This is a genomic window from Paracoccus rhizosphaerae (genome assembly GCF_026162645.1).
GTDB lineage: Bacteria > Pseudomonadota > Alphaproteobacteria > Rhodobacterales > Rhodobacteraceae > Paracoccus > Paracoccus rhizosphaerae.
Map to the genome: position 1 here is coordinate 17,702 of NZ_JAOTBE010000019.1, position 24,984 is coordinate 42,685.

The window sequence follows — 24,984 nt, forward strand, 5'->3', positions numbered from 1 at the left end:
GCGCTTGACAACGTCCGTTGCCTCGCCTTCAAGGGGCGCAGGAGGCGACATGACGAAATTGCTGCTGCGTGCCTTGGCCGGCGAGACATTGCCCACCCCGCCGATCTGGATGATGCGGCAGGCCGGTCGCTATCTGCCCGAATACCGCGCCACCCGCGCCCAGGCCGGGGACTTTCTGTCGCTGTGCTACAACCCGGAGCTGGCGGCCGAGGTGACTCTTCAGCCCATCCGGCGCTATGGATTCGATGCAGCGATTCTTTTTGCCGATATCCTTCTGGTGCCGCAGGCGCTTGGGGCCGACCTGTGGTTCGTGACCGGAGAGGGGCCGCGCCTATCGACGGTCACTTCGGCCGCCGATCTGAAGCAGTTGAAGCCTGCGGACGACATCGACGAGCGTCTGTCGCCGATCTACCAGACGCTGCGCATCCTCTCGACCGAGCTGCCGCCCGAGACGACGCTGATCGGCTTCGCGGGTGCGCCCTGGACCGTCGCGACCTACATGATTGCCGGCCGCGGCACCAAGGATCAGGGCCCCGCCCATGCGCTGAAGGACGGTGACCGCCAGACCTTCGTCCACCTAATGGACCTGATCACGGAAGCCACCATCCACTATCTGTCGCGACAGATCGAGGCAGGTGCCGAGGTCGTGAAGCTGTTTGACAGCTGGGCAGGCAGCCTGCGCGGCGCAGACTTCGACGACTTTGCCCTTGCTCCTGCACGCAAGATTATCGCGGCTTTGAAAGAGCGTCATCCTTTGGTCCCGATCATCGCGTTCCCCCGCGAGGCGGGCGATCGGTATGCCGGTTTTGCCAAGGCCACGGGGGCGGATTGCGTCGCACTGGACAACTCGGTTCCAGCCGAATGGGCAGCCGAGCATGTCCAGGTCGACGGCTGCGTGCAAGGCAACCTCGACCCTCGCCATATGGTCGCCGGCGGGCCGACACTGGTGGCCGAGGCGCAGCGGATCACCCGTAGCTTCCGCGGCGGTCCCCATGTCTTCAACTTGGGCCACGGCATCACCCCCGATGCCGATCCTGACAACGTCGCGCGGATGATCGACGCTGTCCGCAGCGCCTGAGGTCACCTCAGCGTGCGACCGCCCCTGGATAGCCGTTGGCACGCAGGTCGTTCAGCGCCCTGATCAGAGCCTGACGATCGGCAAAGGGACCCGCCATGATGACCCGCATCGGGCCGGTCTTCGCGCGACTGCGCGCTTGCCCTGTCGGATAGCCGCGCGCCGCCAGAGCGCGCAGGACGATCATGGCATTGTCGCCATCGGCGTAGGCGCCGACTTGGACATAACGCGCAGTGGGCGGGATCATCTCGGGTCCGGCTTCGGGCTTCCGTGCAGGCTGGGTCCGGCGTGACGCAACTACAGCGGCCGCTTGAGCGGCTGGCTGCTGACGGACCGTAGGCGCGTGCTTGGGTGCGGATGGCGTCTGCACCGCAGTCTGCCGCTTCGGTTGGGGCGCGGGTTCGGTCGTCGCCGCGGGGATCGCAGCCATCGTCGGTCCCGCCTGCATCCCCGGACACAGCCCCAGCCCCGGCGATTGCGCGTCTGCATCTGCCGGTGCCTTATACCCCAGCCGGGCACAAAGCTCGGGCGAGGCCGAAAGCCCCGCCGCGGCACGCATCGAAGGCGCCGCGGCCAGCGCGTCGCGCAGGACATCGCTCATCGGGTCAGGCCGGCGTGCCGGTTCGGGCGCGGCGCGCTGTTGCGGGGCGGCAGGATCGCTTGCCCATTCACCGGATCGCAGCTCTTGCGACAGCTGCTCCATCAGCAGCGTCTGGGGATCGGCCGGAACCTCGGTCCGGGTCAGCGGCAACACGCGATCGGCTTCCGGATCGGTGCGCCGCGCGTCGAGGCTGGGGGGAAAGCCGCAGAGCGGTTGGCCCGCCCCGTCGGTCCGCGCCGACCAGTCCGATCCGGCCCGCGTGAACACGCAGCCCTGCCCGTCGATATACTGCCCGCCCTGATAATCCTGCGGTGGCGGCGGGACCGGCGCCGCCGAGGCCGCCCCGCCCAGCATCATGAACGCCAAGAACCGCAACTTCACCGTCATCTGCCACCCGTCAGTTGTCCTGCGCCAGACCTAGCGCAGAACCTTGAAGCGGCGGTTAACGGGCGGTCATTTCGTTCCGAACATCCTGTCGCCCGCATCGCCCAGACCCGGCACGATATACCCGTGATCATCCAGGCGTTCGTCCAGCGCGGCGGTGAAGATCGGCACATCGGGATGCGCCTCGCGCATCCGCTCGACCCCTTCGGGCGCGGCGAGAAGGCACAGGAAACGCAGGTTCCTGGCTCCACGCGCCTTCAGCATGTCGATCGCCGCGACCGAGGAATTGCCCGTGGCCAGCATTGGATCGACCACGATGGTCATGCGGGCGTCCAAGGCAGACGGGACCTTGCAGTAATATTCGACGGGCCGCAGCGTCTCGGGGTCGCGGTAAAGGCCGATGAAGCCGACGCGCGCGCCGGGAATCAGTTCGAGGATGCCGTCCAGAAGGCCGTTCCCCGCCCGCAGGATCGAGATCAGGGCCAGCTTCTTCCCTTCCAGCGTCGGGGCGTCCATCTCTTGCAGGGGCGTCTCGATCCGGGTCGTCGTCAGTTCCAGCTCTCGCGTCACCTCATAGGCCAGAAGCAGGCTGATCTCTCGCAGCAGGCGGCGGAAGCCGGCGGTCGAGACGTCCTTCTGGCGCATGATCGACAGCTTGTGGCTGACAAGCGGGTGATCGACAATGGTCAGGTGTTGCATCAGGCGTATTCCTTTTTCAGCCGTTCCCGGGTGGCCGTGTCGCAGAAGGCGGCCTCGGCGGCCCAGAGGTTGATCTGCCGGAACTCGGTATCGCCCCAGCCAAAACTGGTGGCAAGCCGATCGTATTCATGACGCATCGTCGTGTGGAAGAACGGCGGGTCGTCGGTCGAGACCGTGACGCGCACACCCGCATCCGCCAGTCGAGCGATCGGATGCGACGGCCAGTCGGGATAGAAACCAAGCGCGATATTCGATCCCGGGCAGACCTCCAGCGTGATGCCGCGGTCGTCCAGGTCGCGAACCAACGCCGGGTCCTCGATCGCGCGAACACCGTGACCGATGCGGGTGCAGCCCAGATCCAATGCGGCGCGGATGCTGTCGGGGCCTCCCCATTCCCCGGCGTGGCAGGTCAGCCCCAGCCCGGCCTCTTTCGCGCAATCGAAGCTCCACGCGAAGTCGGTTGCATGGCCCACCTGTTCGGCGCCGCCCATGCCCAACCCGGTGATCCAGCCGCCGGCGGTTTCGGCCGCGCAAATCGCGGACTTGCGCGCCCGTTCGGGGCCGAAATGTCGGATCGGCGTAACGATGCCGCGGCTGTCGATGCCGGCTTCGCGCGCCTGTCCTGCCACCTCCTCCATCGCGGCCAGGTAATCGCGCCATGCGGACAGGTCGCCGCCGCCGCAGAACTCTGGCGAGACGAACAGCTCGGCATAGATGACGCCTTCCTCGGCGCAGCGCTCCAGAACCTCGGCCAGCAGGCGGGCATAGTCGCGCGGTGTGGTCAGAACGCTTGTTGCCGCCTCGTAGCAGCGCAAGAACCCAGCGAAGTCACCATAGGCATAGTTGCCGCGGGCATCGAAAACGCCGGACAGGTCGGCGTGCTTCTCGGCCGCAATCGACCTGATGAATTTGGGCGGCGCGGCCCCTTCCAGGTGCAGGTGCAGTTCGATCGTCTTCACAGGAAACTCTCTCCGTGCGCGGGCGCCGGCAGGCCCAGATGCGCCATGACCGAGGCGCCGATATCACTGTAGCCGACCAGACCGACGCGGCGCGCCCCCGCCCCATGGGCCAGCACCGGGACGCGTTCGCGGGTGTGATCCGTGCCGCGCCAGCTGGGGTCGTTGCCGTGATCGGCGGTGAAGATGGCCAGGTCGCCCGGCTTCAGCGTCGCGAGAAACCGCCCCGCGACCCCGTCGAACCATTCCAATTGGCGGGCATAGCCATCAATATCGCGGCGATGGCCGAAATTGGTGTCGAACTCGACGAAGTTGGCGAAGGTCAGGCTGCCCGGTTCGGCCTCTTGCCCCAGCGTGACCAGATGCTCGGCCAGCGCCGCGTCGTCACCGCCCTTGTGCAGGTGGGTGATGCCGCGATGGCTGAAGATGTCGCCGATCTTGCCGATGGCATGGGTCACGCGCCCGGCCTTGTGGGCGATGTCCAGGATCGTGTCGCCGGGGGGCGCGATGGCGAAGTCGCGGCGATGGGGCGTGCGGCGGAAGGCACCCGGTTCTCCGACGAAGGGCCGCGCGATCACGCGGCCGACCCGCATGTCGTGCAGCATGGGCGCCAAGTCGCGGCAGAGAACGATCAGCCGGTCGAGGCCGAACGCGTCCTCGTGCGCGGCGATCTGCAGGACGCTGTCGACCGAGGTATAGCAGATCGGCCGGCCGGTCTGCAGATGCCGGGCGCCGAAGTCGTCGATCACCTCGGTCCCCGAGGCGTGGCAGTTTGCCAGGATGCCATCGGTGCCCGCCAGCTGGCAGATGCGGGCAGTGACCTCCGGCGGAAAAGCGGGCCGCCGGTCGGGAAAGTAGGTCCAGTCCCAGGGGACCGGGACGCCAGCAATCTCCCAATGCCCCGAAGGGGTGTCCTTGCCGGGCGATGTTTCGGTCGCGGCGCCCCAGAGACCCTGCGGCTCGGCCGTCAGCCCCGGAGTGTCGTCCCCCGAAGCCAGCCGGACCGCAGCGCCCAAGCCCAGCCCGTCCAGCACCGGCATGTGCAGCCCGCGCGACTGCCCGATATGGGCCACGGTATTTGCTCCGGTGTCCGGCAGGCCGGCGTTGAAGAAGCGGTCGGCATCAGGGGCGCCGCCGATGCCGACGCTGTCCATGACGATCAGGAAGGCGCGGTTCATGCGGTGATCCTGTCGCGGATCAGAGGGCCGGGGCCGGTATCGCCCAAGACATAGGCAGCCTGAACAGCGGCGATGGCGACCTCTGCCGCGGTGTCGTCGGCGGCGTGCACCATCGCCAGCGGACGGTCCGGACCGACCGCTTCGCCAAGCTTCGCCATCCGGTCCAGGCCGACCGCGTGGTCGATCCGTTCGCCCGCACGCAGGCGGCCGCCGCCGAGCGCCAGCACCGCATGGCCAAGCGCCGTCACGTCGATGCGGCCGACGCGGCCTGCGGGGGCAGGCACGGGCCGAACCACCGGCGCGGTCCGCAGATGCACCTCGGGCCGGTCGATCAGGTCGTGCGGCCCGCCCTGAGCCGCCACCATGCGGCCAAAGACATCGGCCGCGGCGCCGCCGTCCAGCATCGCCTCCAGCCCCGCCACAGGCTGCCCCGCCAGCGCCAGGCACTCGGCGGCCAAAGCCAGTGTCAGGTCGCGAAGCGCCCCCTGCTCTCCGCGCAGGACGCGGATCGCCTCGGCCACCTCCAACGCGTTTCCGGCGCTGCGGGCCAGCGGCTGGTCCATGTCGGTAATCAGCGCCGTCGTCGGACATCCTGCCCCGTTTGCGGTTTCCACCAGCGCCTGCGCCAGACGGGCGGCGCTGTCGGGCTTTTTCAGGATCGCCCCGGACCCCGCCTTGACGTCGAGGACCAGCGCGTCCAGCCCCGCCGCCAGCTTCTTCGACAGGATCGAGGCCGTGATCAGGTCAATCGACTCGACCGTCCCGGATTCGTCGCGGATCGCATAGAGCCGCCGGTCCGCCGGCACCACGTCGCCCGTCGGCGACACAATCGCGCAGCCGACCTGGCGGACGATGCGGCGCAGGTCATCCTCGGGCTGTTCGCAGACAAAGCCGGGGATCGCCTCCAGCTTGTCCAGCGTGCCCCCGGTATGGCCCAGCCCACGCCCCGAGATCATCGGCACGAAGCAGCCCCGCGCCGCCAGCAGCGGCGCCAGCACCAGGCTGACGGTGTCGCCGATGCCGCCGGTCGAATGCTTGTCCACCACGGGCCCCGGCAGGTCCCATTGCAGCACATGCCCAGAATCGCGCATTGCACGAGTCAGCGCGACCCGGCCCCTGGTGCCGACCCCCTTGGTCAGAACCGCCATGGCGAAGGCCCCCGCCTGCGCATCGCTGACCGATCCGTCAGCCAGCCCTTGCGCGATCAGCGCGGCCCCTGGTCCGTCTAGACCGCGACCGTCGCGGATCGAGGCGATGACGGGGCGCGGATCCGTCATGCGCGCGCCATGTGGCCTGCGTCGAAGCGGCCGGGAAGCAATGCGCCGACGGTGGTCTGCTGACTGCCACCGTCGGTGGTGGCCAGTGTCACGGGAACGTCGGCGGCCCCGAACTCGGCCAGTTTCTGACGGCAGCCACCGCAGGGGGGCACGGGGCTGGGGCTGTCAGCGATGACGGCGACCTCGACCAGCACCGTCTCTCCGGCGGCGACCATGGCGGCGATGGCGCCCGCCTCGGCGCAGGTGCCTTCGGGATAGGCCACGTTCTCGACGTTGCAGCCGCGATAGACCTGCCCCGAGGCGCCCCGGATCGCGGCGCCGACCTTGAACTTGGAATAGGGCACATAGGCCCTTTCGCGCACGGCGCGCGCCTCATCCAGCAATGACGTCATTGGACCCCTCGTTCGCGTTTCATGTCAATCTGCGCCTGTCGGGCTGCACGTGCAAGACGGGCCGCACAAGGGCCATGCGCAACTAGCCGCTGTTCGCCGCTTGGGGAATGGTTTAACGGTGAACCAATTCCGAAACCGGAGGGCAGAAATGGAAGACCGCAGGCAGGACAGCGCGCGCCAGGCCGCATTGGATTATCACGAGTTCCCCAGGCCCGGTAAGCTCGAGATCCGGGCGACCAAGCCGATGGCGAACGGCCGAGACCTGTCGCGCGCCTATTCCCCCGGCGTCGCCGAAGCCTGCCTCGAGATCAAGGCCGACCCCAGCACGGCCGCCCGCTATACCAGCCGCGGAAACCTTGTCGCCGTCGTCTCGAACGGGACCGCCGTATTGGGGCTGGGCAATATCGGGGCCCTGGCCTCGAAGCCGGTGATGGAGGGCAAGGCGGTCCTCTTCAAGAAGTTCGCCAACATCGACTGCTTCGACATCGAGGTGAACCAGCCCGACCCCGAAAAGCTGGCCGAGATCGTCTGCGCTCTCGAGCCGACCTTCGGCGCGATCAACCTTGAAGACATCAAGGCCCCCGACTGCTTCATCGTCGAGAAGATCTGCCGCGAGCGGATGAACATCCCGGTCTTCCACGACGACCAGCACGGCACCGCCATCGTCGTCGGCGCCGCCGCGACCAACGCCCTGCGCATCGCCGGCAAGCGATTCGAGGACATCAAGATTGTTTCCACCGGCGGCGGCGCGGCGGGGATCGCCTGCCTGGACATGCTGCTGAAGCTGGGGGTGCGGCGCGAGAACGTGTGGCTCTGCGACATCCACGGTCTGGTGCATGAGGGGCGCGAGGCCGACATGAACCCGCAGAAGGCCGCCTATGCACAGGCCACCGACAAGCGCACGCTGTCGGACGTGATCGACGGCGCCGACCTGTTCCTGGGCCTGTCCGGCCCCGGCGTCCTGACGCCCGAGATGGTGGGCCGCATGGCAGCCCGCCCGATCATCTTCGCGCTGGCGAACCCCAACCCAGAAATCGACCCCGAGTCTGCGCGTGCCGTCAGCCCGGATGCGATCATCGCCACCGGCCGCAGCGACTTTCCGAACCAGGTGAACAACGTTCTCTGCTTTCCGTTCATCTTCCGCGGCGCGCTGGACGTGGGCGCGACCACGATCAACGACGAGATGAAGATCGCCTGCATCGAGGGCATCGCCGCACTCGCCCGCGCCACCACTGCCGCCGAGGCCGCCGCCGCCTACCGCGGCGAGACGCTGACCTTCGGGCCGGACTATCTGATCCCCAAGCCCTTCGACCCGCGTCTGGTCGGCGTCGTCAGCAGCGCCGTCGCCCGCGCGGCGATGGAAACCGGCGTCGCGACGCGGCCGCTTGAGGACCTGGCGGCCTACAAGCAAAAGCTTGACAGTTCGGTCTTCCGCTCGGCGCTGATCATGCGGCCGGTCTTCGACGCCGCCGCCACCGTGACCCGCCGCATCGTCTTCGCCGAGGGCGAGGACGAGCGCGTCCTGCGCGCCGCCAACGCCATGCTGGAGGAGACCACCGACGTCCCGATCCTGATCGGCCGCCCCGAGGTCATTGCCGTGCGCGCCGAACGGGCCGGCCTGCCGATCCGGCCGGAACGCGACTTCGAGATCGTGAACCCTGAAAACGACCCCCGCTATCGCGACTATTGGGAAACCTATCACAAGCTGATGGAGCGCCGCGGCGTCAGCCCCGACATCGCCCGCGCGATCATGCGCACGAACACCACCGCCATCGGCGCGGTCATGGTCCACCGGGGCGAAGCCGACAGCCTGATCTGTGGCACGTTCGGTCAGTACAGCTGGCACCTGCAATATGTCCGCCAGATCCTGGCGCGCGACGGCCTGCACCCTGTCGGCGCGCTGTCGATGATCATTCTGGAAGAAGGCCCGCTGTTCATCTCCGACACGCAATGCCACAACGACCCCACGCCACAGCAGGTGGCCGAGGCCGTGATGGGTGCCGCGCGCCACGTCCGCCGCTTTGGACTGACGCCGCAGATCGCGCTCTGCAGCCACTCGCAGTTCGGAAACACCGACAGCCCATCGGGGCGCAAGATGCGCGAGGCGCTGGCGCTTCTTGACGCGCGGGAACCGGACTTCATGTATGACGGCGAGATGCATGTCGACGCCGCCTTGGACCCGGAACTGCGGGCGCGGATCTTCCCGAACTCCCGCCTGACGGGCGTGGCGAACGTGCTGGTCTTTGCCGGCACCGACGCGGCCTCGGGCGTCAGGAACGCGCTGAAGATGCGGGCCGGCGGGCTGGAGGTCGGGCCGATCCTGATGGGCATGGGCAACCGCGCCCATATCGTCACCCCCTCGATCACGACCCGGGGCCTTCTAAACATGAGCGTCCTGGCCGGAACGCCCGTCGCCCATTACGGGTGATTCGCTAGCCGACGCGACAGTTCTGCAAACCTTGCAGCGCAGCAAAGCCCGCTTTGCTGCGCTGCAAGGTTTGCAAAATGCCTGGCCTTCAAGGGGAAGATGTTGCAGAACGCGCGCGCCCGCTCCCGCTAACAAGGTTGCCTGAGCGCAACCCGCTTCGTAACAAATCGTCATCCATGGGGAGGATGAGATGGGTTACCGCGACATTCAAGCAGGCTGGCAACAGGACCCCGAGGCGTTCTGGATGAAGGCCGCCGAGGCCATAGACTGGGACAGCCCGCCAAGCCGCGCTTTCTTCGACCAGGGTCCGGCCGGCGAATGGTTCGCCGACGGTATGGTCAACACCTGCTGGAACGCCATCGACCGGCATGTTCAGGCGGGCCACGGTGACCGGCTGGCGGTCATCCACGACAGCCCGATGACGGACAGCGTCAGCCGCCTGACCTATTCGGAACTCCAGGACCGCGTGGCGCGGCTGGCAGGGGTGCTGGCGGCGCGGGGCATCGGCAAGGGCGACCGCGTCATCATCTACATGCCGATGATACCCGAGGCGCTGCAAGCGATGCTGGCCTGCGCCCGGATCGGCGCCATCCACTCGGTCGTCTTCGGCGGTTTCGCCGCGCACGAGCTTGCGGTTCGCATCGACGACGCCCGCCCCCGCGCGATCATCGCGGCCTCTTGCGGATTGGAGCCGGGACGCACCGTCGCCTACAAGCCGCTGATGGACCGCGCCATCGCCGAGGCGACGCACAAGCCGGATGTCACCATCGTCTTCCAGCGCCCCGAATGCCGCGCCGACATGACGGAGGGCCGCGATCTGGATTGGAAGGATGCCGTGGCCGCCGCCGATCCGGTCGACTGCGTCCCGGTCGAGGGGAATCATCCGGCCTATATCCTCTATACCTCGGGCACGACGGGCCAGCCGAAGGGCGTGGTCCGTCATTCGGCCGGCCACCTTGTCGCCCTCGCTTGGAGCGTGCCCCACATCTATGGCATTGGGCCGGGCGACGTCTTCTGGGTCGCCTCCGATGTGGGTTGGGTCGTCGGCCACAGCTATATCGTCTATGGCCCGCTGATCGCCGGCGCGACCACCGTGATCTTCGAAGGCAAGCCCGTCGGCACCCCCGACGCCGGCACCTTCTGGCGGGTGATCGCGGACCACAAGGTGAAAAGCTTCTTCACCGCCCCCACCGCCATCCGCGCCGTCAAGCGCGAGGACCCCCAGGGAAAGCTGGTCGCGCAGCACGATCTGTCATCGCTGCAGGCGCTGTTCCTTGCGGGCGAGCGTGCCGATCCCGACACCATCACCTGGTGCGAGGATCGGCTGAATGTCCCGGTCATCGACCACTGGTGGCAGACCGAGACGGGTTGGGCAATCGCCGCCAACCCGTTCGGGATCGAACTTCTGCCGGTCAAGAAGGGTAGCCCGACCCTGCCCATGCCCGGCTATGACGTGCAGGTCCTGGACGAGGCCGGCCATCCCGTCGCGCCCCGCACGCTTGGCGCCATCGCCATCCGCCTGCCCCTGCCGCCAGGCACCCTGCCGACGCTGTGGAATGCCGAGGATCGGTTCCGCAAGGCCTATCTGGACCATTTCCCCGGCTATTACGAAACCGGCGACGCTGGCTACGTCGATGAGGACGGCTACGTCTACATCATGGCGCGGACGGACGATGTCATCAACGTCGCGGGCCATCGTCTGTCCACCGGCGGAATGGAGGAGGTTCTGGCCTCTCATCCCGCCGTGGCGGAATGCGCGGTCATCGGTGTGGCGGACCCGCTGAAGGGTCAGGCGCCCGTGGGGCTTCTGTGCCTGAAGAAGGGCGCCGAAGCAGATCCGTCGCAGGTCGTGGCCGAGGTCGTGGCCATGGTGCGCGACCAGATCGGCCCCGTTGCGGCCTTCAAGACGGCCTGCGTGGTGGACCGCCTGCCCAAGACCCGGTCGGGGAAGATCCTGCGCGCCACCATGGCCAGGATCGCCGATGGAGAGGACTTCAAGATGCCCGCGACCATCGACGATCCGGCGATCCTGGACGAGATCCGCGCCTCTCTGGCGACGGTCGGCTACCCGCGCGGCTGAAGCGCCGGCGGGGCGGATCAGGCCAGCTCCGCCCCCAGCCGCGTCATCAGCGGCACGAAATCCGGGAAGGACGTGGTGATCGGCCCGGCATCGTCTATGCCGACAGGATGTTCGGTGGCCATGCCGAGGACCAGGAAGCTCATGGCGATGCGGTGATCCAGGTGGGTCACCGCCTGCCCGCCGCCCGGAACGCGCGCCATGCCGTGGACGGTCATGCTGTCGGCCGTGTCCTCGACCTCGACACTGTTGGCCCGCAGCCCCTTGGCCATCGCGTCGATGCGATCGCTTTCCTTGACCCGCAGTTCCGACACGCCGTTCATGACGGTCGGACCCTCGGCAAAGCTGGCGATGACCGACAGGATCGGAAATTCGTCGATCATGCTGGCGGCACGCGCGGCCGGGACTCTGACGCCCTTCAGCGGGCCGTGCCGCACCACCAGGTCGGCAACGGGCTCTCCGCCCTCTTCGCGGGTGTTCTCGAACGTGATGTCGGCGCCCATCTCCAACAGCGTGACATAGAGCCCGTCGCGCGTCGGGTTCCGGCTGACGCCCGGCACGCGGATTTCGGACCCGGGCACGATCAGCGCCGCCGCCACCGGGAACGCCGCGCTGGACGGGTCGCGTGGCACCGCCACGGGTTGAGGGCGCAGCTCGGGACGGCCCGTCAGGGTGATCCGGTGGCCGTCAGACGTGGTCTCGGTGCGGATTTCGGCGCCAAAGCCTGTCAGCATCCGTTCCGAGTGATCGCGGGTGGGCTCGGATTCGATAACCACCGTGTCGCCGGGGACGTTCAGCCCGGCCAGCAGGATCGCCGACTTGATCTGCGCACTGGCGACGGGGGTGCGATACGTGACCGGCACCGGGTCCTGCGCCCCTTCTATGGTGATGGGCAGGCGGCCGCCTTCCCGCGTGGTGATGCGGGCGCCGAACTGCGCCAGCGGATCGGTCACCCGTGCCATGGGCCGGCGCGACAGGCTGGCGTCGCCGGTGAAGGTCGCGGTAATCGGCGTCGTGGCCATGGCACCCATGATCAGCCGCACGCCGGTGCCGGAATTGCCGCAGTCGATCACCCCCTCGGGCGAACGAAAGCCGCCGACGCCCACGCCGTGGACCGACCAGTCACCAGGCCCGTGCTGCGTCACCTGAGCGCCGAAGGCGACCATGGCGCGGGCCGTGTCCAGAACGTCCTGCCCCTCCAGCAGGCCGGTGATCCGCGTCTCGCCCACCGCCATCGCGCCTAGGATCAGCGCGCGGTGGCTGATCGACTTGTCGCCCGGCACCAGGGCCAAGCCCTTCAGCGGGCCGCAGCGGCGCGAGGTCATCGGGCGGGGTTCGACGGAATGCGACATGGGCTACCTCGTGGTTTCGCGGGCCTTTTAGCTTGCCCGCCGCCGCCCTGCCACCACCTTCTTGAGGACCGCCACCCGCCTGCCTAGAAGGGGCCGAGCAGCAGGAGAACACCATGCAGGAACTGGAACGCCTTCGGGCCGAGGCCGACGTGACCCGCGCCGCCCGCACCGCCGCCAGGCACAAGACCGGCCGAGAGACCCTGGGCGTGCCCCCGGCGCGGATCGAGGCGCTGGCATCCGAATGGCGTGCGGCGCTGGACATCAACGGCCGCGTGGATCTGGCGCGGGCGCTGTGGGACAGCGATGTCCACGAGGCACGGCTGGCCGCGGCGCGGCTGCTGGTGCAGGCGCGCATGCGCCCCGACGACGGCGCCTGGCAGGCCATTCTGGATTGGGCGCCAGACGTCGACGGGACCGAGATCGGCGATGCGGTCATGGCCGCCGCCTCGCGCAGGCTTCTGGCCGTGCCCGAACGGCTGGACCAGATCGAGCCCTGGGTGACGGGTGCGAACCCGTGGCTGCGACGGGCGGTGCTGGTCGCGACCGGTCCCTGGGCGCGGATGAACAACCTCAAGCCGGCGGACCGGGCCGTGCGGGAACGGGTGCTGGCATGGGCGATTAAACTGTCGCGGGACCGCAACGGCGCGGTCCGGCAGGCCGTCGACAGCTGGCTGCGCGATCTGGACAAGCACGATCCCGACCGCGCCGCCACCTGGCGCACCGACTGGGACGCACAAGACGATCAGGAGCGATAGACCTCCAGCGTTGGCAGATCGGTCAGCGGCACGTCCAGCAGTTGCAGCGCGGGCAGCGACACCTGGCTGCCACTGCCGCCAGTGGTCAGCGGGATCAGTTCGACCTTGGCGGACTTGCCGGTGGCGGGGTTCACGATCCGGCCCATGGCGCGTTCCTCGACCAGGGGCGTCTTGATCCAGAACCCGCCCTCGGCCGGGTTGCCAAGCGAGCCGACCGTGGTTCCAAGCCGCTGCTCGGCCTGCGCCGGAGCCTCGGCGGCCGCGGCGCGCTGCTCGGCCGTGGTGGTGTCCAGTTGGGCAGGCGTGGCTCGGGCCGCCGGCCGGGGCGCCGGGGCGCGGGTGATGGCCGTCGCGGCGGTGGCGGGCGGCGTTTCGGGCGTGGCGGCGCCCGGCCGGGACTGCATGGACGCCATCTGGCTGCAGCCGACCAGGATCAGGCCACAGGCTGCGGTCAGGGCGATGGAAGCGATGCGCATGGGAAGCCTCTGCTGGGGTCGTTCGCGCCAGCTTAGCCCCGCCCGGACCGGAACGTCCACCGTCCCTGAAAACCGCAACCGCGCTTGTCGGCAGGCGTCCGCGCGCCTAGATTGACCCAATGGACATGCACGCGCCCCTGATCGACCCCTTCGCCCGCCCGATCACCTATCTGCGGGTGTCGGTCACGGACCGCTGCGACTTCCGCTGCGTCTACTGCATGGCCGAGCACATGCAGTTCCTGCCCAAGGCCGATCTTCTGACGCTGGAGGAACTGGACCGCCTGTGCACCGCGTTCATCGGCCTAGGCGTGCGCAAGCTGCGCATCACAGGCGGCGAGCCGCTTGTCAGGCGCGGCATCATGGGGTTCTTCCGTCAGGTGTCGCGCCATCTGGGCCAAGGTCTGGACGAGCTGACGCTGACCACGAACGGCAGCCAGCTGGCGCGCCACGCCGCCGAACTGGCCGGGATCGGCGTGCGCCGGGTCAACGTCTCGCTAGACACTCTGGACCCCGACAAGTTCGCCGCGATCACCCGCTGGGGCCGCCTGCCGCAGGTGCTCGAAGGTATCCACGCCGCGACCGCCGCAGGCCTGCGGGTCAAGATCAACACCGTCGCGCTGAAGGGGGTCAACGATGCGGAACTCTTCGACCTCGTCCGCTGGTGCGGCGACGAGGGGCACGACCTGACCTTCATCGAGGTCATGCCCATGGGCGATCTGGGCGAGGAAGACCGGCTGGACCAGTACTGGCCGCTGTCCGACCTGCGCGCGCAACTGGCCCGCCGTTTCACCCTGACCGATCTGCCCGAACGGACCGGCGGCCCCGCCCGCTATGTCCGGTTGGAGGAAACTGGCCAGAAGATCGGCTTCATCACGCCGCTGACCCACAATTTCTGCGAAAGCTGCAACCGCGTCCGCGTCACCTGCACCGGAGAGCTGTTCATGTGTCTGGGCCAGGAGGACAACGCCGACCTGCGCGCGCCCCTGCGGGCCAGCCCCGACGACCGGGCGCTGCGCGAGACAATCCGCGCTGCCATCGCGCGCAAGCCGAAGGGCCACGACTTCGACTATTCCCGCCAATCCGTCGGCGGCCAGATGACCCGCCACATGAGCCATACCGGCGGCTAGGCGCAGTGCGGGACCGGTACGCCGGTGTGCCCGTCGATGACAAACCCGCGTCGGCCTGCGACTGGACTGCAGCCAGAGATGAAGCGGTTGATCTCTCCTCGGGAGCTCAATTGCCGGATTGTTAGTCGGGGCGACGCGTTCATCACCGCTTGCGCGCGTTCCAGGTGAAAGCTGTTCGACCGCAGGGCATATTCGACCGCCGACAGCGTCTGCGGGCCGAATCGCTGTGTGCAGCCCTCTGCCATGCCCGGCCTGATCATTCGCGAATATCGCCACGACCGCAGGATGATCTGCATCACCTGCATCAGCCTGCTGGGCGCCAGGACCAGCAGCAGATCAGCCCGCTTCGCACGATCATGACTGGTTTCGTAATGCCCACCCTCGATGATCCAGTGATCAGTGGCGTGGATTTCGGACGTCATCCGGTCCAGCTCGTCCGTGGTGCGGTGAACGAAGCCTGGCAGCCAGCTCAGCTGGTCGATGTGATACCGCGGCAGCCCGCTGATCGCCGCCAGACGCAGGGCCAGATGCGACTTGCCCACGCCAGAGCCGCCCATGATCATCACCCGTTCGAAGACGCGGGGTCCAGTCACCATGCTTCCTCCACAGGACACTCTGACATGTCCGTGAGGAAGTGTCATCACTGCGGGGAAAGTTCCCGCTGAGAGCCTATTCGGCGGCCGTCTGATCAGCGGCGGCCTCGGCCTCCAGCTTCTGGGCCCGTTCCTCGACCAGTTCCACGATGTGATCGATCATCTGGTCGTTCGACATCTTGTGGCTCTGCTTGCCGGCCATGTAGACCATGCCAGACCCTGCCCCACCGCCGGTGAAGCCTAGGTCTGTCATCAGCGCCTCTCCGGGTCCGTTCACGACGCAGCCGATGATTGACAGGCTCATCGGGGTCTTCACATGCTCCAGCCGCTTCTCCAGCACCTCGACGGTCTTGATGACGTCGAAACCCTGCCGGGCGCAGCTGGGGCAGCTGATGATCTGCACGCCGCGCGTCCGCAGGCCGAGCGACTTGAGGATCTCGAACCCGACCTTGACCTCCTCGACCGGATCGGCGGACAGGCTGACGCGGATGGTGTCGCCAATGCCCATCCACAGCAGGTTGCCAAGGCCGATCGCCGATTTCACCGTGCCGCCGACAAAGCCCCCGGCCTCGGTGATGCCCAGATGGATCGGCGCATCCGTCGCCTCGGCCAGCTGCTGATAGGCGGCCGCAGCCAGGAAGACGTCGCTGGCCTTCACGCTGATCTTGAATTCGTGAAAATCGTTGTCCTGCAGGATCTTGATGTGATCCAGCCCCGATTCCACCATCGCGTCCGGGCAGGGCTCGCCGTATTTCTCCAGCAGGTGCCGCTCCAGCGATCCGGCGTTGACGCCGATGCGGATCGAACAGCCGTGGTCGCGGGCGGCCTTGATGACCTCTCGAACGCGGCTTTCGTCGCCGATGTTGCCGGGGTTGATGCGCAGACAGGCGGCGCCAGCCTCGGCGGCCTCGATGGCGCGCTTGTAGTGGAAGTGGATGTCCGCGACGATCGGCACCGGGCTTTCCCGGCAGATTTCCTTCAACGCCCGCGTCGTTTCCTGGTCCGGCGCGCTGATCCGCACGATGTCGGCGCCCGCATCGGCCGCGCGGATGACCTGGTCCAGCGTGGCGCGGACGTCGTGGCCATCGGTGTTGGTCATCGTCTGCACGCTGATCGGGGCGTCGCCGCCGACGGGGACGTTGCCGACCATGATCTGGCGGGACTTGCGACGCTCGATGTTGCGCCAGGGACGGATCGGGTTCAGCGACATGGGCAGCCTCCGGGGTTCGTCCCCCAGATAGGCGATCCGGGCCGCCCCGACAACCGGCGCCTTACTGGACCAGCGCGGTCAACACGGTTCCAAGGCAGTCTCGCGGCAGCATCAGCAGCATCTGTCCCTCGACCCGCAGCGTCACCAGACCCGTCGCCCGGTTTGACGTCCCGACTCGTCCTCCCGGCGCGAACTCGATCCCCTCGATCGGCCACTCCAGCCCGCTGCTGGTCCCGCGCGCCGGTCCCATCGGGAACAGCGAAACCCGCGTTCCCGGCATCAGCGGCAGCGTCATGCGCGGCGGACAGGCGAAGACGACATCATCCGGGGCCAGCATGACGACCCGCGGCGCACCCGGCGCGACGATCGCCGTCAGCGCCGCCAGCGTATGATCCAGCCGCAGCCCGGCAAAGCCCACCGCCATGACAAGCGGGGCCGAGATGCGGGTCAGGCACTTCACGAAGTCGGTGCTGTCCTGTTCGGCGACGTGCATGACCCGGTCCGACGGCACCATCCGCCGTGCCGCGCCCGAGATGCTGTCGAGGTCGCCGATGACCCAGTCGGGCGGATGCCCCAATGCCAAAGCGCGATCCGCCCCGCCGTCAGCCGCAACCAGCACAGGCGCGACCGCCAATGCGGCCGCCAGATCGGCAGGACCCACCGCGCCGCCGCCGATGACGGTCACCCCCCTGCCATCGCGGACGGGCCGAGAGATCATTCGCCCTTGCCGACGCCCGTGAAGACCCGGCGGAACGGCAAGGCCCACAAGACGCCCAGAACGACATAGACGACGACCTCCACCCAGATTGGCTGCCGGCCGTAACGCGTATCCAGCCAATTCATCAGCGTCACCGCCGCCACGACATAGAGCGGCATCCCAACAACCAGGATCAGGATCGACAGACGTTTGCGAGTCTTCAGATTCATCGGTCTCTCCTGCTTTGGTCCGGAAATATCCCCCAGGGGGCCCGGGGGACGGGACGTCCCCCGGAGGTCGCGGGATGCAATCAGTCGGCGAAGGGGTCTGTGACCAGGATCGTGTCGTCACGCTCGGGGCTGGTCGACAGCAGCGCCACGGGGCACTGGATCAGTTCTTCGACCCGGCGGACATACTTGATCGCGGCGGCTGGCAGATCGGCCCAGCTGCGCGCGCCGGCGGTCGATTCCTGCCAACCCTCCATCTCTTCATAGATCGGCGTCACCTTCGCCTGAAGCGCCGCCGCGGTGGGCAGATAGTCGTACTGCACGCCGTCGACCTCATAGCCGGTGCAGATCTTCAGCGTCTCGAATCCGTCAAGCACGTCCAGCTTGGTCAGTGCGATGCCGTTCACGCCGCTGATCGCGCAGGTCTGGCGCACCAGGACCGCGTCGAACCAGCCGCAGCGGCGCTTGCGCCCCGTGACGGTGCCGAATTCATGCCCACGCTCGCCCAGGCGCTGGCCGTCGGCGTCGTTCAGTTCGGTCGGGAAAGGCCCCTCGCCGACGCGGGTCGTATAGGCCTTGACGATTCCCAGCACGAAACCGATCGCGCCCGGCCCCATGCCGGTGCCGCTGGCCGCCATCCCCGACATGGTGGTCGAGGAGGTCACATAGGGATAGGTCCCGAAATCAATATCCAGCAGCGAGCCCTGCGCCCCCTCGAACAGGATGCGCTTTCCGGCCTTGCGGGCGTCGGCCATGATCTTCCAAACGGGTTGGGCGTAGGGCAGCAGTTTCGGCGCGATCTCCATCAGGCGCGCCTTCAGGTCGGCACGGTCGATGGGCGTGGCGCCCAGGCCTTGGCGCAGCGCGTCGTGATGGGCCAGCAGGCGGTCGAGCCGCGCGTCCAGCGTCTCCTCATCGCCAAGGTCCGCCACGCGGATCGTGCGGCGGCCAACCTTGTCCTCGTAAGCGGGACCGATGCCGCGGCCCGTGGTGCCGATCTTGGCCTTGCCGGCGGCTTCCTCGCGCAGCTTGTCGAGGTCCTGGTGAAGAGGCAGGATCAGGGGCGTGTTTTCGGCAATCATCAGGTTGTCGGTCGAGATCCTGACGCCCTGCGCGGCCAGCTTGTCGATCTCGGAAAACAGGGCCCAGGGGTCCAGCACGACGCCGTTGCCGATCACGGCCAGCTTGTCTTCGCGCACGATCCCCGAGGGCAGCAGCGACAGCTTGAAGACCTTGTCGCCGATGACCAGCGTGTGGCCCGCGTTGTGACCGCCCTGGAAGCGCGCGATCACGTCGGCGCGTTCCGACAGCCAGTCCACGATCTTGCCCTTGCCCTCGTCGCCCCACTGCGCGCCGACAACCACCACATTGGCCATGAGCGATCCTTTCGTTGTCCGAAACCGTTTTTCGTCCCGGCTCTAGCGCATCGGGTGATGCGGGGGAAGGCGCGATTTGGTGCGCCCCGCCGGCGGCATCACGCACATTGGCCCCTGCATGGGTATTTTTGCAAAGGTGAAGCGTCAGTAGTGCGGCGGGCGCTGGTCGGCCAAGGGGATTGTGCCGGTCTGGTCGGCCTGACGCTCTGCCTCGGCCCGCATCAGAAGGTCCAGGCGATGGGTCAGGCGCGCGATGTCGCGATCCTGCCGGGCGATGACCTCGGACAGATCTTCGGTCAGGCGCGCAAGGTGGGCCAGCGCCTCTTCCATCTGGTGGAGCCTGTCGGGCTGCTTGTCCATGTCGTCACCTTCCGTTAGAGCGGCGCCTGAATACGGCCCTGAAAAGGCGACAGACACCATGGCAAAAGAAAAGAAGCAGCCCCGGCCCAAGGCCGAGACGCCCAAGGGGTTCCGGGACTATTTCGGCGCGGATGTGACCGAGCGCAAGGCGATGCTGGACCGGATCGCCGCGATCTATCACCGCCATGGCTTCGATCCACTGGAAACCAGCGCGGTCGAGACGGTCGAGGCCCTTGGCAAGTTCCTGCCAGATGTGGACCGCCCCAATGCCGGCGTCTTTGCTTGGCAGGAAGAGGCCGTGCCCGGTGGCGGTTCGGGCGACTGGCTGGCGCTGCGCTATGACCTGACGGCGCCCCTGGCGCGGGTCGCGGCACAGTTCAGGAACGATCTGCCGACGCCCTATCGCCGCTATGCGATGGGGCCGGTGTGGCGCAACGAGAAGCCGGGGCCGGGCCGGTTCCGGCAGTTTTATCAGTGCGATGCCGACACGGTCGGGTCGGCGTCGGTCGCGGCCGATGCCGAGATCTGCGCGATGCTAGCCGATGCGCTGGAGGGCGTCGGGATCGCGCGCGGCGACTACATCGTGCGGATCAACAACCGCAAGGTGCTGAACGGAGTGCTGGAGGCCGCCGAGGTTCGTCCCGATCAGGCCGAGGACGTGCTGCGCCAGATCGACAAGTTCGACAAGGTCGGCCGCGATGGTGTGCTGGCCCTGCTGACGACGGGGCGCACCGACGACAGCGGCGCGCAGATCGACGGCGTCGGGCTGTCCGAGGCGCAGGTCGCGCCGGTCCTGGCGTTCCTGACTTCGAAAGGCGCCGACAATGCGCTGACGCTGGACAACCTGGCGGCGGCCGTCGGCGGATCGACCGTCGGCGCCGAGGGCGTGGACGAGCTGCGCCAGATCGCCGGCATGCTGGCCGCCATGGGCGTCGCCGAGGATCGGGCCGTGATCGACCCGTCGGTGGTCAGGGGCCTGGGTTACTACACCGGCCCGGTTTTCGAAGCCGAGCTGACCTTCGAGATCCTGGACGACAAGGGCCGCAAGCGGCAGTTCGGGTCGGTCGCTGGCGGCGGGCGCTATGACGGGCTGGTGGAACGCTTCACCGGCCAGAAGGTGCCCGCGACCGGCGTCAGCATCGGCGTGGACCGGCTGCTGGCCGCACTGCGGGCCAAGGGGCTGGCGGGGGCCGAGGATCGGGGGCCGGTCGTCGTAACCGTCATGGACCGCGACCGGATGGCGGATTACCAGGCGATGGCGGCCGAGCTGCGCGCGGCTGGTATCCGGGCCGAGGTTTATCTGGGCAACCCGAAGAACTTTGGCAACCAGCTGAAATATGCCGACAAACGCGGCGCGCCGGTGGCGATCATCCAGGGCGGGGACGAAGCCGAACGTGGCGTCGTGCAGGTCAAGGACCTGGTCCTGGGCGCAAGGATCGCCGCCGATGCCTCGGTCGAGGAATGGAAGTCGCAGCCTGCGCAGACCGAGGCTGCGCGTGCAGATCTGGTTGCGGAAGTGCGGCGGATCCTCGGATGATCCCCAAGCGCGACAAGGAGGCCGTTGGCCAGCGGCTGCTGGCGCGGTTCCGGCAGGCCGGGGCCGAGGAGATCGCGCCCGACATCCTGCTGCCCGCCGAAAGCCTGCTGGACCTTTACGGAGAGGACATCCGCGCCCGCGCCTATGTCACCCAGGACCCCATCCGGGGCGAGATGATGCTGCGCCCGGATTTCACAGTGCCGGTCGTGCAGGCCCACATGGCGTCGGGGGCCGAGCCCGCGCGCTATTGCTATCTGGGCGAGGTGTTCCGCAAGCAGGACAGCGGCGACATCCGGCCCCGCAACCCGCGCGACCGCGAATACCTGCAGTGCGGGTTCGAGCTGTTCAGCCGCGACCCTGCCGCCGATGCCGAGGTCTTCGCCCTGTTTTACGACGCGCTGCAGCCGCTGGGTCTTCGGGCCGAGATGGGCGACATGGGCCTGCTGCTGGATGCCGTCTCGGGCCTGCCCCTGACACGCGCGCGGGCCGAGGCGCTGATGCACCATATTTGGCGTCCGGGCCGGTTCAGCCGGCTGCTCGAACGCTTCTCGAAGCCGGGCGTGACGCGGTGCTTCGCGCAGGCGGGCCAGGCTTGGGCCGGCCTGCGCAGCGAGGACGAGATGATCCGCCGCATGGCGCGGCTACAGGGCGACGCCGCCGTGGCGCCCCTGGCGGCGGTATGGACGGAACGCTTGGACCGGCTGTTCGACTTGCGGGCACCGGCACCGCACGCATTGCCAACGCTCGCCGAACTGGCCGGCGACATGCCAGCCATCGCGCCGGCCGTCGCCAGGATCGAGGCCCGGATGGCGGCCATCGCGGATCGCGGAATCGACCTTGACCGGGTGATCTTCGACGCCAGCCACGGCCGGACCACGATGGAATATTACGACGGCTTCACCTTCACCTTCCAAGCCGACCGCAACGGCTGGCCGCCCGTCGCATCGGGCGGTCGTTACGACGCGCTGACCCGCGTTCTGGGAAAGGGCCGGGAAATTCCCGCCGTGGGTGGCATCATCCGTCCGGGCCTGGTGGCCGAACTGGAGGGGGCCGCATGATCCGCCTGGGGGTGCCGTCAAAGGGGCGGCTGATGGAACAGACCTTCGACTGGTTCGCCGAACGCGGTGTCCGACTGTCGCGCAGCGGGTCAGACCGCGAGTACGCAGGCCGGGTCGAGGGCGCGCAGGGCGTAGCGCTGGTCCTGCTGTCTGCGGGTGAGATCCCGCGCGAGCTGGCCGCCGGCAGGATCGAGTTGGGCGTGACCGGGACCGACTTGGTGCGGGAAAAGCTGGCCGGCTGGTCGTCGGACTTGGTGGAACTGGCACCGATGGGCTTTGGTCACGCCGACCTGATCCTGGCCGTGCCCGACTGCTGGCGAGACTGCGTCGACCTGGACGATTTCGCCGCCATCGCCCGCGACTTCCGGTCCGAACACGGGTTCCGCCTGCGGATCGCCACCAAGTATCACCGGCTCGTGCGGGCCTGGCTGTCGGCGCAAGAGGTTGCGGATTACCAGCTGGTGGACAGCCAGGGCGCGACCGAGGGCACGGTCGCGAACCAGACCGCCGAAGCCATCGCCGACATCACCTCTTCGGGGGAGACGCTGCGAGCCAACAACCTGCGCATTCTGGACGAACCGCCGATCCTGCGGTCCCAGGCGACGCTGTTTGCCAATCGCGGCGCGGTGGGGCCTGCCCTGGAACGGTTCGCCGCCCAGCTTGGGCTGGAGATGCCGGACACCCCTGCCCCGCAAGAGGCCGCGCAAGGCTGACGGCGGCCCAAGGGGGACCGTCGCGCCCGCCTGCCACCGCAGTCGCTGGCGGGCTGTCAGTCTTTGGGGCGGGGCTTGTCGTCCCACTGCTCGGACAGGATGCGCTGGCCATCGCCCTTAGGGTCCTCGAACTGGCGGTTCCGCAGCGCCCAGAGGAACGCCACCAGACCGGCCCCTCCAAGCCCGAGTGAGACTGGGATCAGGATTGCCAGGATCTCCATCAGCGGGCCCTTCCGCCAAGGCGCAGCGCGTTCAGGGTGACCGTGATCGAGCTGATCGACATGGCCAGCGCGGCGATCAGCGGCGTCGCAAGGCCCAAAAGCGCGATGGGCACCGCCACCACGTTATAGCCGATCGAGATCGCGAAGTTCTGGCGGATGCGCCGGGTCGCCTGCCGGGCGATGACCAGCGCCTCGGCCACCGGCGTCAGGTCCTGTCCGGTCAGCACCATGTCGCTGGCAACCCGCGCCGCGTCCAGCGCGCTTGCCGGCGAAATCGACGCATGCGCCCGCGCCAGCGCGGCCGTGTCGTTCAGCCCGTCGCCGACCATCAGCACCTTGTGGCCCGCATCGGACAGGGCCGCCACGGCATCGGCCTTTTCGACGGGACTGACGCCGGCCCGCCATTCCTGCACACCCAGCTGCCGCGCCAGCGCCGCGACGGGCGCGGCCCGGTCGCCCGACAGCAGGATCACCCGACGGTCATCGGCCAGAAGCCGCGCCACGCAATCCTCGGCCCCGGGCCGCAGGCGGTCGGCAAAGTCCAGACGCAGCGCCGGGCGCCCCTCGACCGCCAGCCAGCTGGACAGCGTCGGCGCGTCGTCCCGCGGAACGTCCAGCCAGTCGGCGCGGCCGAGGCTGACGCGCAGTCCCAGCCAGCGGGCGGTCACACCACGCCCCGGCTGTTCGCGCAGATCCTGCAACGTGGCGGGGGCGGTGTCGGCCAGTCCCTCGGCCAGGGCGCGCGACAGCGGGTGGGACGACCCGTCCGCCAGCGCACGCGCCACGCCGCGCAGTTCGGCGGGGATGGCCGCCGGGTCCAGCAGACGCGGCTGGCCCAGGGTCAGGGTGCCGGTCTTGTCGAAGACGACGGTGTCGACCTCGGCCAGACGCTCGAGCGCGGTGCCGTCCTTGATCAGCAGTCCGCGCCGGAACAGCCGGCCCGATGCCGAGGTGGCCACCGCCGGAACCGCCAGCCCCAGGGCACAGGGGCAGGTGATGATCAGAACGGCCGCCGCAATGTTCAGCGCCAGCCGCAGGTCGCCCGAGGCCCAGAGCCAGCCGGCGAAGCTGCTCAGCGCCAGCAGGTGGACGGCGGGCGAATAGGCGCGCGCCGCGCGATCGGCCAGCGAGGTATAGCGGCCGCGGGCGTTCTCGGCCGCCTCGACCAGGGCCGTCAGGCGCGAGAGTGAGCTGTCGCGGCCCGCAGCGGTCACGCGCAGGACCAGGGGGCCAGTCAGGTTCACCTCTCCGGCCGAGAGCGCAAGCCCCGGCGCGGCGGCGACGGGCAGCGTCTCTCCGGTCAGAAGGGCGCGGTCGATCTCGCTCGTGCCGTCGACGATGATGCCATCGGCAGGGACACGGCCGCCGGGCCGCACGCGGATCACGTCGCCGGGGCGCAGATCTGCCACCGGCACCGTCCGTTCCACGACGTCTGAAATCAGTGTGGCACGCGGTACCTCCAGCGCAGTCAGCTCGGCGGCGGCGGACTTGGCGATGGCGCGGGTGCGGTGGTCCAGATAGCGTCCGACCAGCAGGAAGAAGCACAGCATCACCGCCGCATCGAAATAGGCGTGATGCCCCGACTGCGCGGTCTCGGAAACGCTGATCGCGCTGGCGAGGATCAGCGCCAGCGAGATCGGCACGTCCATCCCCAGCTGCCGCGCCTTCAGCGACGTCCATGCGCTGGCGAAAAACGGCCGACCCGCGAAAGCCACCGTCGGCAGGGCGATGGCGCCGCTGATCCAGTGGAACAGGTCGCGGGTCGCCGCCTCGGCGCCCGACCACACGGCGACCGAAAGGATCATGACGTTCATCATGGCAAAGCCCGCAACCCCGATCCGCATCAAGAGGTCACGGCCCGCGCGGTCGGCGGCGGTCGATGACAGCGCGTCCGGGTCCAATTCATGCGCGACATGACCCGCGCGGGCCAGCAGCGGGATCAGGTCGGACGCCTGCAGCCCCGGCGCATCCACAGTGACGCGGCGCAGCGTCAGGTTCACGCGGGCCGAACGCACACCCGGATGCGCCAGAAGCGCCGTTTCCACCTGAGAGATGCAGAGCGCACAATGCGCGTCGGGCAGCGACAGGATCAGGTTCTGCGGCAGCGCCGCCTCGGCCCGTTCGGCCAGGCGCTGCGCCAGGGGTGCGGCGTCGCAGGCTGGGCATGCGCCAAGCCGCGGCTGAAAACCCGGTGCGGCGGTCAGTTCGGCCATGG

Annotated in this window: 24 protein-coding genes; 8 read left to right on the forward strand and 16 right to left on the reverse strand. The window is 68.3% G+C overall.

What is annotated here, in order from left to right; genetic code table 11:
• Positions 1 to 49 precede the first annotated feature (49 nt).
• Positions 50 to 1,078, forward strand: a complete 1,029-nt coding sequence (gene hemE / locus OC184_RS08980) for a uroporphyrinogen decarboxylase (protein WP_265506867.1) — start codon at positions 50 to 52, stop codon at positions 1,076 to 1,078.
• Positions 1,079 to 1,085: 7 nt separating this feature from the next.
• Here the strand turns inward: hemE and OC184_RS08985 are convergent, their stop codons facing one another.
• The 6 genes from OC184_RS08985 to OC184_RS09010 form a co-directional block, all read right to left on the reverse strand.
• Positions 1,086 to 2,063 carry an SPOR domain-containing protein gene (locus OC184_RS08985; protein WP_265506868.1) on the reverse strand — a complete coding sequence of 326 codons (978 nt, stop codon included), beginning with the start codon at positions 2,061 to 2,063 and terminating at the stop codon, positions 1,086 to 1,088.
• A gap of 66 nt (positions 2,064 to 2,129) precedes the next feature.
• Positions 2,130 to 2,759: a uracil phosphoribosyltransferase gene (gene upp / locus OC184_RS08990; protein WP_265506869.1), complete on the reverse strand. Its 630-nt coding sequence runs from the start codon at positions 2,757 to 2,759 to the stop codon at positions 2,130 to 2,132.
• Positions 2,759 to 3,718, reverse strand: a complete 960-nt coding sequence (locus OC184_RS08995) for an adenosine deaminase (protein ID WP_265506870.1) — start codon at positions 3,716 to 3,718, stop codon at positions 2,759 to 2,761. Before OC184_RS08995 ends, upp begins: the two co-directional genes overlap by 1 nt.
• Complete coding sequence (locus OC184_RS09000) at positions 3,715 to 4,893, reverse strand: phosphopentomutase (protein ID WP_265506871.1); 1,179 nt, start codon at positions 4,891 to 4,893, stop codon at positions 3,715 to 3,717. The genes OC184_RS08995 and OC184_RS09000 overlap by 4 nt, the downstream gene beginning before the upstream one ends.
• The gene (locus OC184_RS09005) at positions 4,890 to 6,170 is read right to left on the reverse strand and encodes a thymidine phosphorylase (protein WP_265506872.1); all 1,281 of its coding nucleotides are present in this window, start codon (positions 6,168 to 6,170) and stop codon (positions 4,890 to 4,892) included. Before OC184_RS09005 ends, OC184_RS09000 begins: the two co-directional genes overlap by 4 nt.
• Positions 6,167 to 6,562, reverse strand: coding sequence for a cytidine deaminase (locus tag OC184_RS09010; protein ID WP_265506873.1), 396 nt, complete (start codon positions 6,560 to 6,562; stop codon positions 6,167 to 6,169). The genes OC184_RS09005 and OC184_RS09010 overlap by 4 nt, the downstream gene beginning before the upstream one ends.
• 148 nt (positions 6,563 to 6,710) lie before the next feature.
• On the opposite strand from OC184_RS09010, the gene OC184_RS09015 reads away from it, so the two are divergent.
• Entirely contained in the window at positions 6,711 to 8,990 is a 2,280-nt protein-coding gene (locus OC184_RS09015; RefSeq protein WP_265506874.1) for an NADP-dependent malic enzyme, read from the forward strand.
• Between the two features lie 190 nt (positions 8,991 to 9,180).
• The gene (locus OC184_RS09020; protein WP_265506875.1) at positions 9,181 to 11,070 is read left to right on the forward strand and encodes a propionyl-CoA synthetase; all 1,890 of its coding nucleotides are present in this window, start codon (positions 9,181 to 9,183) and stop codon (positions 11,068 to 11,070) included.
• A 17-nt stretch (positions 11,071 to 11,087) separates the two neighbouring features.
• Here the strand turns inward: OC184_RS09020 and aroA are convergent, their stop codons facing one another.
• Positions 11,088 to 12,419, reverse strand: a complete 1,332-nt coding sequence (gene aroA / locus OC184_RS09025; RefSeq protein ID WP_265506876.1) for a 3-phosphoshikimate 1-carboxyvinyltransferase — start codon at positions 12,417 to 12,419, stop codon at positions 11,088 to 11,090.
• A 113-nt stretch (positions 12,420 to 12,532) separates the two neighbouring features.
• Here aroA and OC184_RS09030 point away from each other — a divergent pair, with 113 nt between their 5' ends.
• A complete protein-coding gene (locus tag OC184_RS09030) occupies positions 12,533 to 13,174 on the forward strand; it encodes a DNA alkylation repair protein (RefSeq protein ID WP_265506877.1) in 642 nt (213 codons plus the stop codon).
• On the opposite strand, the gene OC184_RS09035 is transcribed toward OC184_RS09030, so the two are convergent.
• On the reverse strand, positions 13,162 to 13,650 hold the full coding sequence (locus tag OC184_RS09035) for a hypothetical protein (protein WP_265506878.1): 489 nt from the start codon (positions 13,648 to 13,650) through the stop codon (positions 13,162 to 13,164). The two genes, OC184_RS09030 and OC184_RS09035, sit on opposite strands and share 13 nt — an antisense overlap.
• 119 nt (positions 13,651 to 13,769) lie before the next feature.
• Between OC184_RS09035 and moaA the strand changes: the two genes are divergently transcribed.
• Entirely contained in the window at positions 13,770 to 14,777 is a 1,008-nt protein-coding gene (gene moaA, locus OC184_RS09040) for a GTP 3',8-cyclase MoaA (RefSeq protein WP_265506879.1), read from the forward strand.
• On the opposite strand, the gene OC184_RS09045 is transcribed toward moaA, so the two are convergent.
• From OC184_RS09045 to OC184_RS09070, 6 genes are all read right to left on the reverse strand, one after another.
• On the reverse strand, positions 14,774 to 15,373 hold the full coding sequence (locus OC184_RS09045; RefSeq protein ID WP_265506880.1) for a P-loop NTPase family protein: 600 nt from the start codon (positions 15,371 to 15,373) through the stop codon (positions 14,774 to 14,776). The two genes, moaA and OC184_RS09045, sit on opposite strands and share 4 nt — an antisense overlap.
• Positions 15,374 to 15,446: 73 nt before the next feature.
• Positions 15,447 to 16,580 carry a flavodoxin-dependent (E)-4-hydroxy-3-methylbut-2-enyl-diphosphate synthase gene (gene ispG / locus OC184_RS09050; protein ID WP_265506881.1) on the reverse strand — a complete coding sequence of 378 codons (1,134 nt, stop codon included), beginning with the start codon at positions 16,578 to 16,580 and terminating at the stop codon, positions 15,447 to 15,449.
• A 61-nt stretch (positions 16,581 to 16,641) separates the two neighbouring features.
• Positions 16,642 to 17,298: a thiamine diphosphokinase gene (locus OC184_RS09055; protein WP_265506882.1), complete on the reverse strand. Its 657-nt coding sequence runs from the start codon at positions 17,296 to 17,298 to the stop codon at positions 16,642 to 16,644.
• Complete coding sequence (locus tag OC184_RS09060) at positions 17,295 to 17,507, reverse strand: DUF2842 domain-containing protein (protein WP_265506883.1); 213 nt, start codon at positions 17,505 to 17,507, stop codon at positions 17,295 to 17,297. The genes OC184_RS09055 and OC184_RS09060 overlap by 4 nt, the downstream gene beginning before the upstream one ends.
• An 80-nt stretch (positions 17,508 to 17,587) precedes the next feature.
• Positions 17,588 to 18,880, reverse strand: coding sequence for an adenylosuccinate synthase (locus OC184_RS09065; RefSeq protein WP_265506884.1), 1,293 nt, complete (start codon positions 18,878 to 18,880; stop codon positions 17,588 to 17,590).
• Between the two features lie 144 nt (positions 18,881 to 19,024).
• Positions 19,025 to 19,240, reverse strand: coding sequence for a SlyX family protein (locus OC184_RS09070; protein ID WP_265506885.1), 216 nt, complete (start codon positions 19,238 to 19,240; stop codon positions 19,025 to 19,027).
• Positions 19,241 to 19,298: 58 nt separating this feature from the next.
• On the opposite strand from OC184_RS09070, the gene hisS reads away from it, so the two are divergent.
• From hisS to hisG, 3 genes are read left to right on the forward strand one after another with little or no spacing between them, the layout of a single operon-like run.
• Positions 19,299 to 20,777 (forward strand): histidine--tRNA ligase, encoded by a 1,479-nt coding sequence (gene hisS / locus OC184_RS09075; protein WP_265506886.1) that lies wholly within the window; start codon positions 19,299 to 19,301, stop codon positions 20,775 to 20,777.
• Positions 20,777 to 21,835, forward strand: a complete 1,059-nt coding sequence (locus OC184_RS09080; protein ID WP_378927245.1) for an ATP phosphoribosyltransferase regulatory subunit — start codon at positions 20,777 to 20,779, stop codon at positions 21,833 to 21,835. The genes hisS and OC184_RS09080 overlap by 1 nt, the downstream gene beginning before the upstream one ends.
• Positions 21,832 to 22,548, forward strand: coding sequence for an ATP phosphoribosyltransferase (gene hisG / locus OC184_RS09085; protein WP_265506888.1), 717 nt, complete (start codon positions 21,832 to 21,834; stop codon positions 22,546 to 22,548). The genes OC184_RS09080 and hisG overlap by 4 nt, the downstream gene beginning before the upstream one ends.
• 56 nt (positions 22,549 to 22,604) lie before the next feature.
• Here hisG and ccoS read toward each other — a convergent pair whose 3' ends face one another.
• On the reverse strand, positions 22,605 to 22,769 hold the full coding sequence (gene ccoS, locus OC184_RS09090) for a cbb3-type cytochrome oxidase assembly protein CcoS (protein WP_265506889.1): 165 nt from the start codon (positions 22,767 to 22,769) through the stop codon (positions 22,605 to 22,607).
• Positions 22,769 to 24,982 (reverse strand): heavy metal translocating P-type ATPase, encoded by a 2,214-nt coding sequence (locus OC184_RS09095; protein ID WP_265506890.1) that lies wholly within the window; start codon positions 24,980 to 24,982, stop codon positions 22,769 to 22,771. The genes ccoS and OC184_RS09095 overlap by 1 nt, the downstream gene beginning before the upstream one ends.
• Positions 24,983 to 24,984 lie beyond the last annotated feature (2 nt).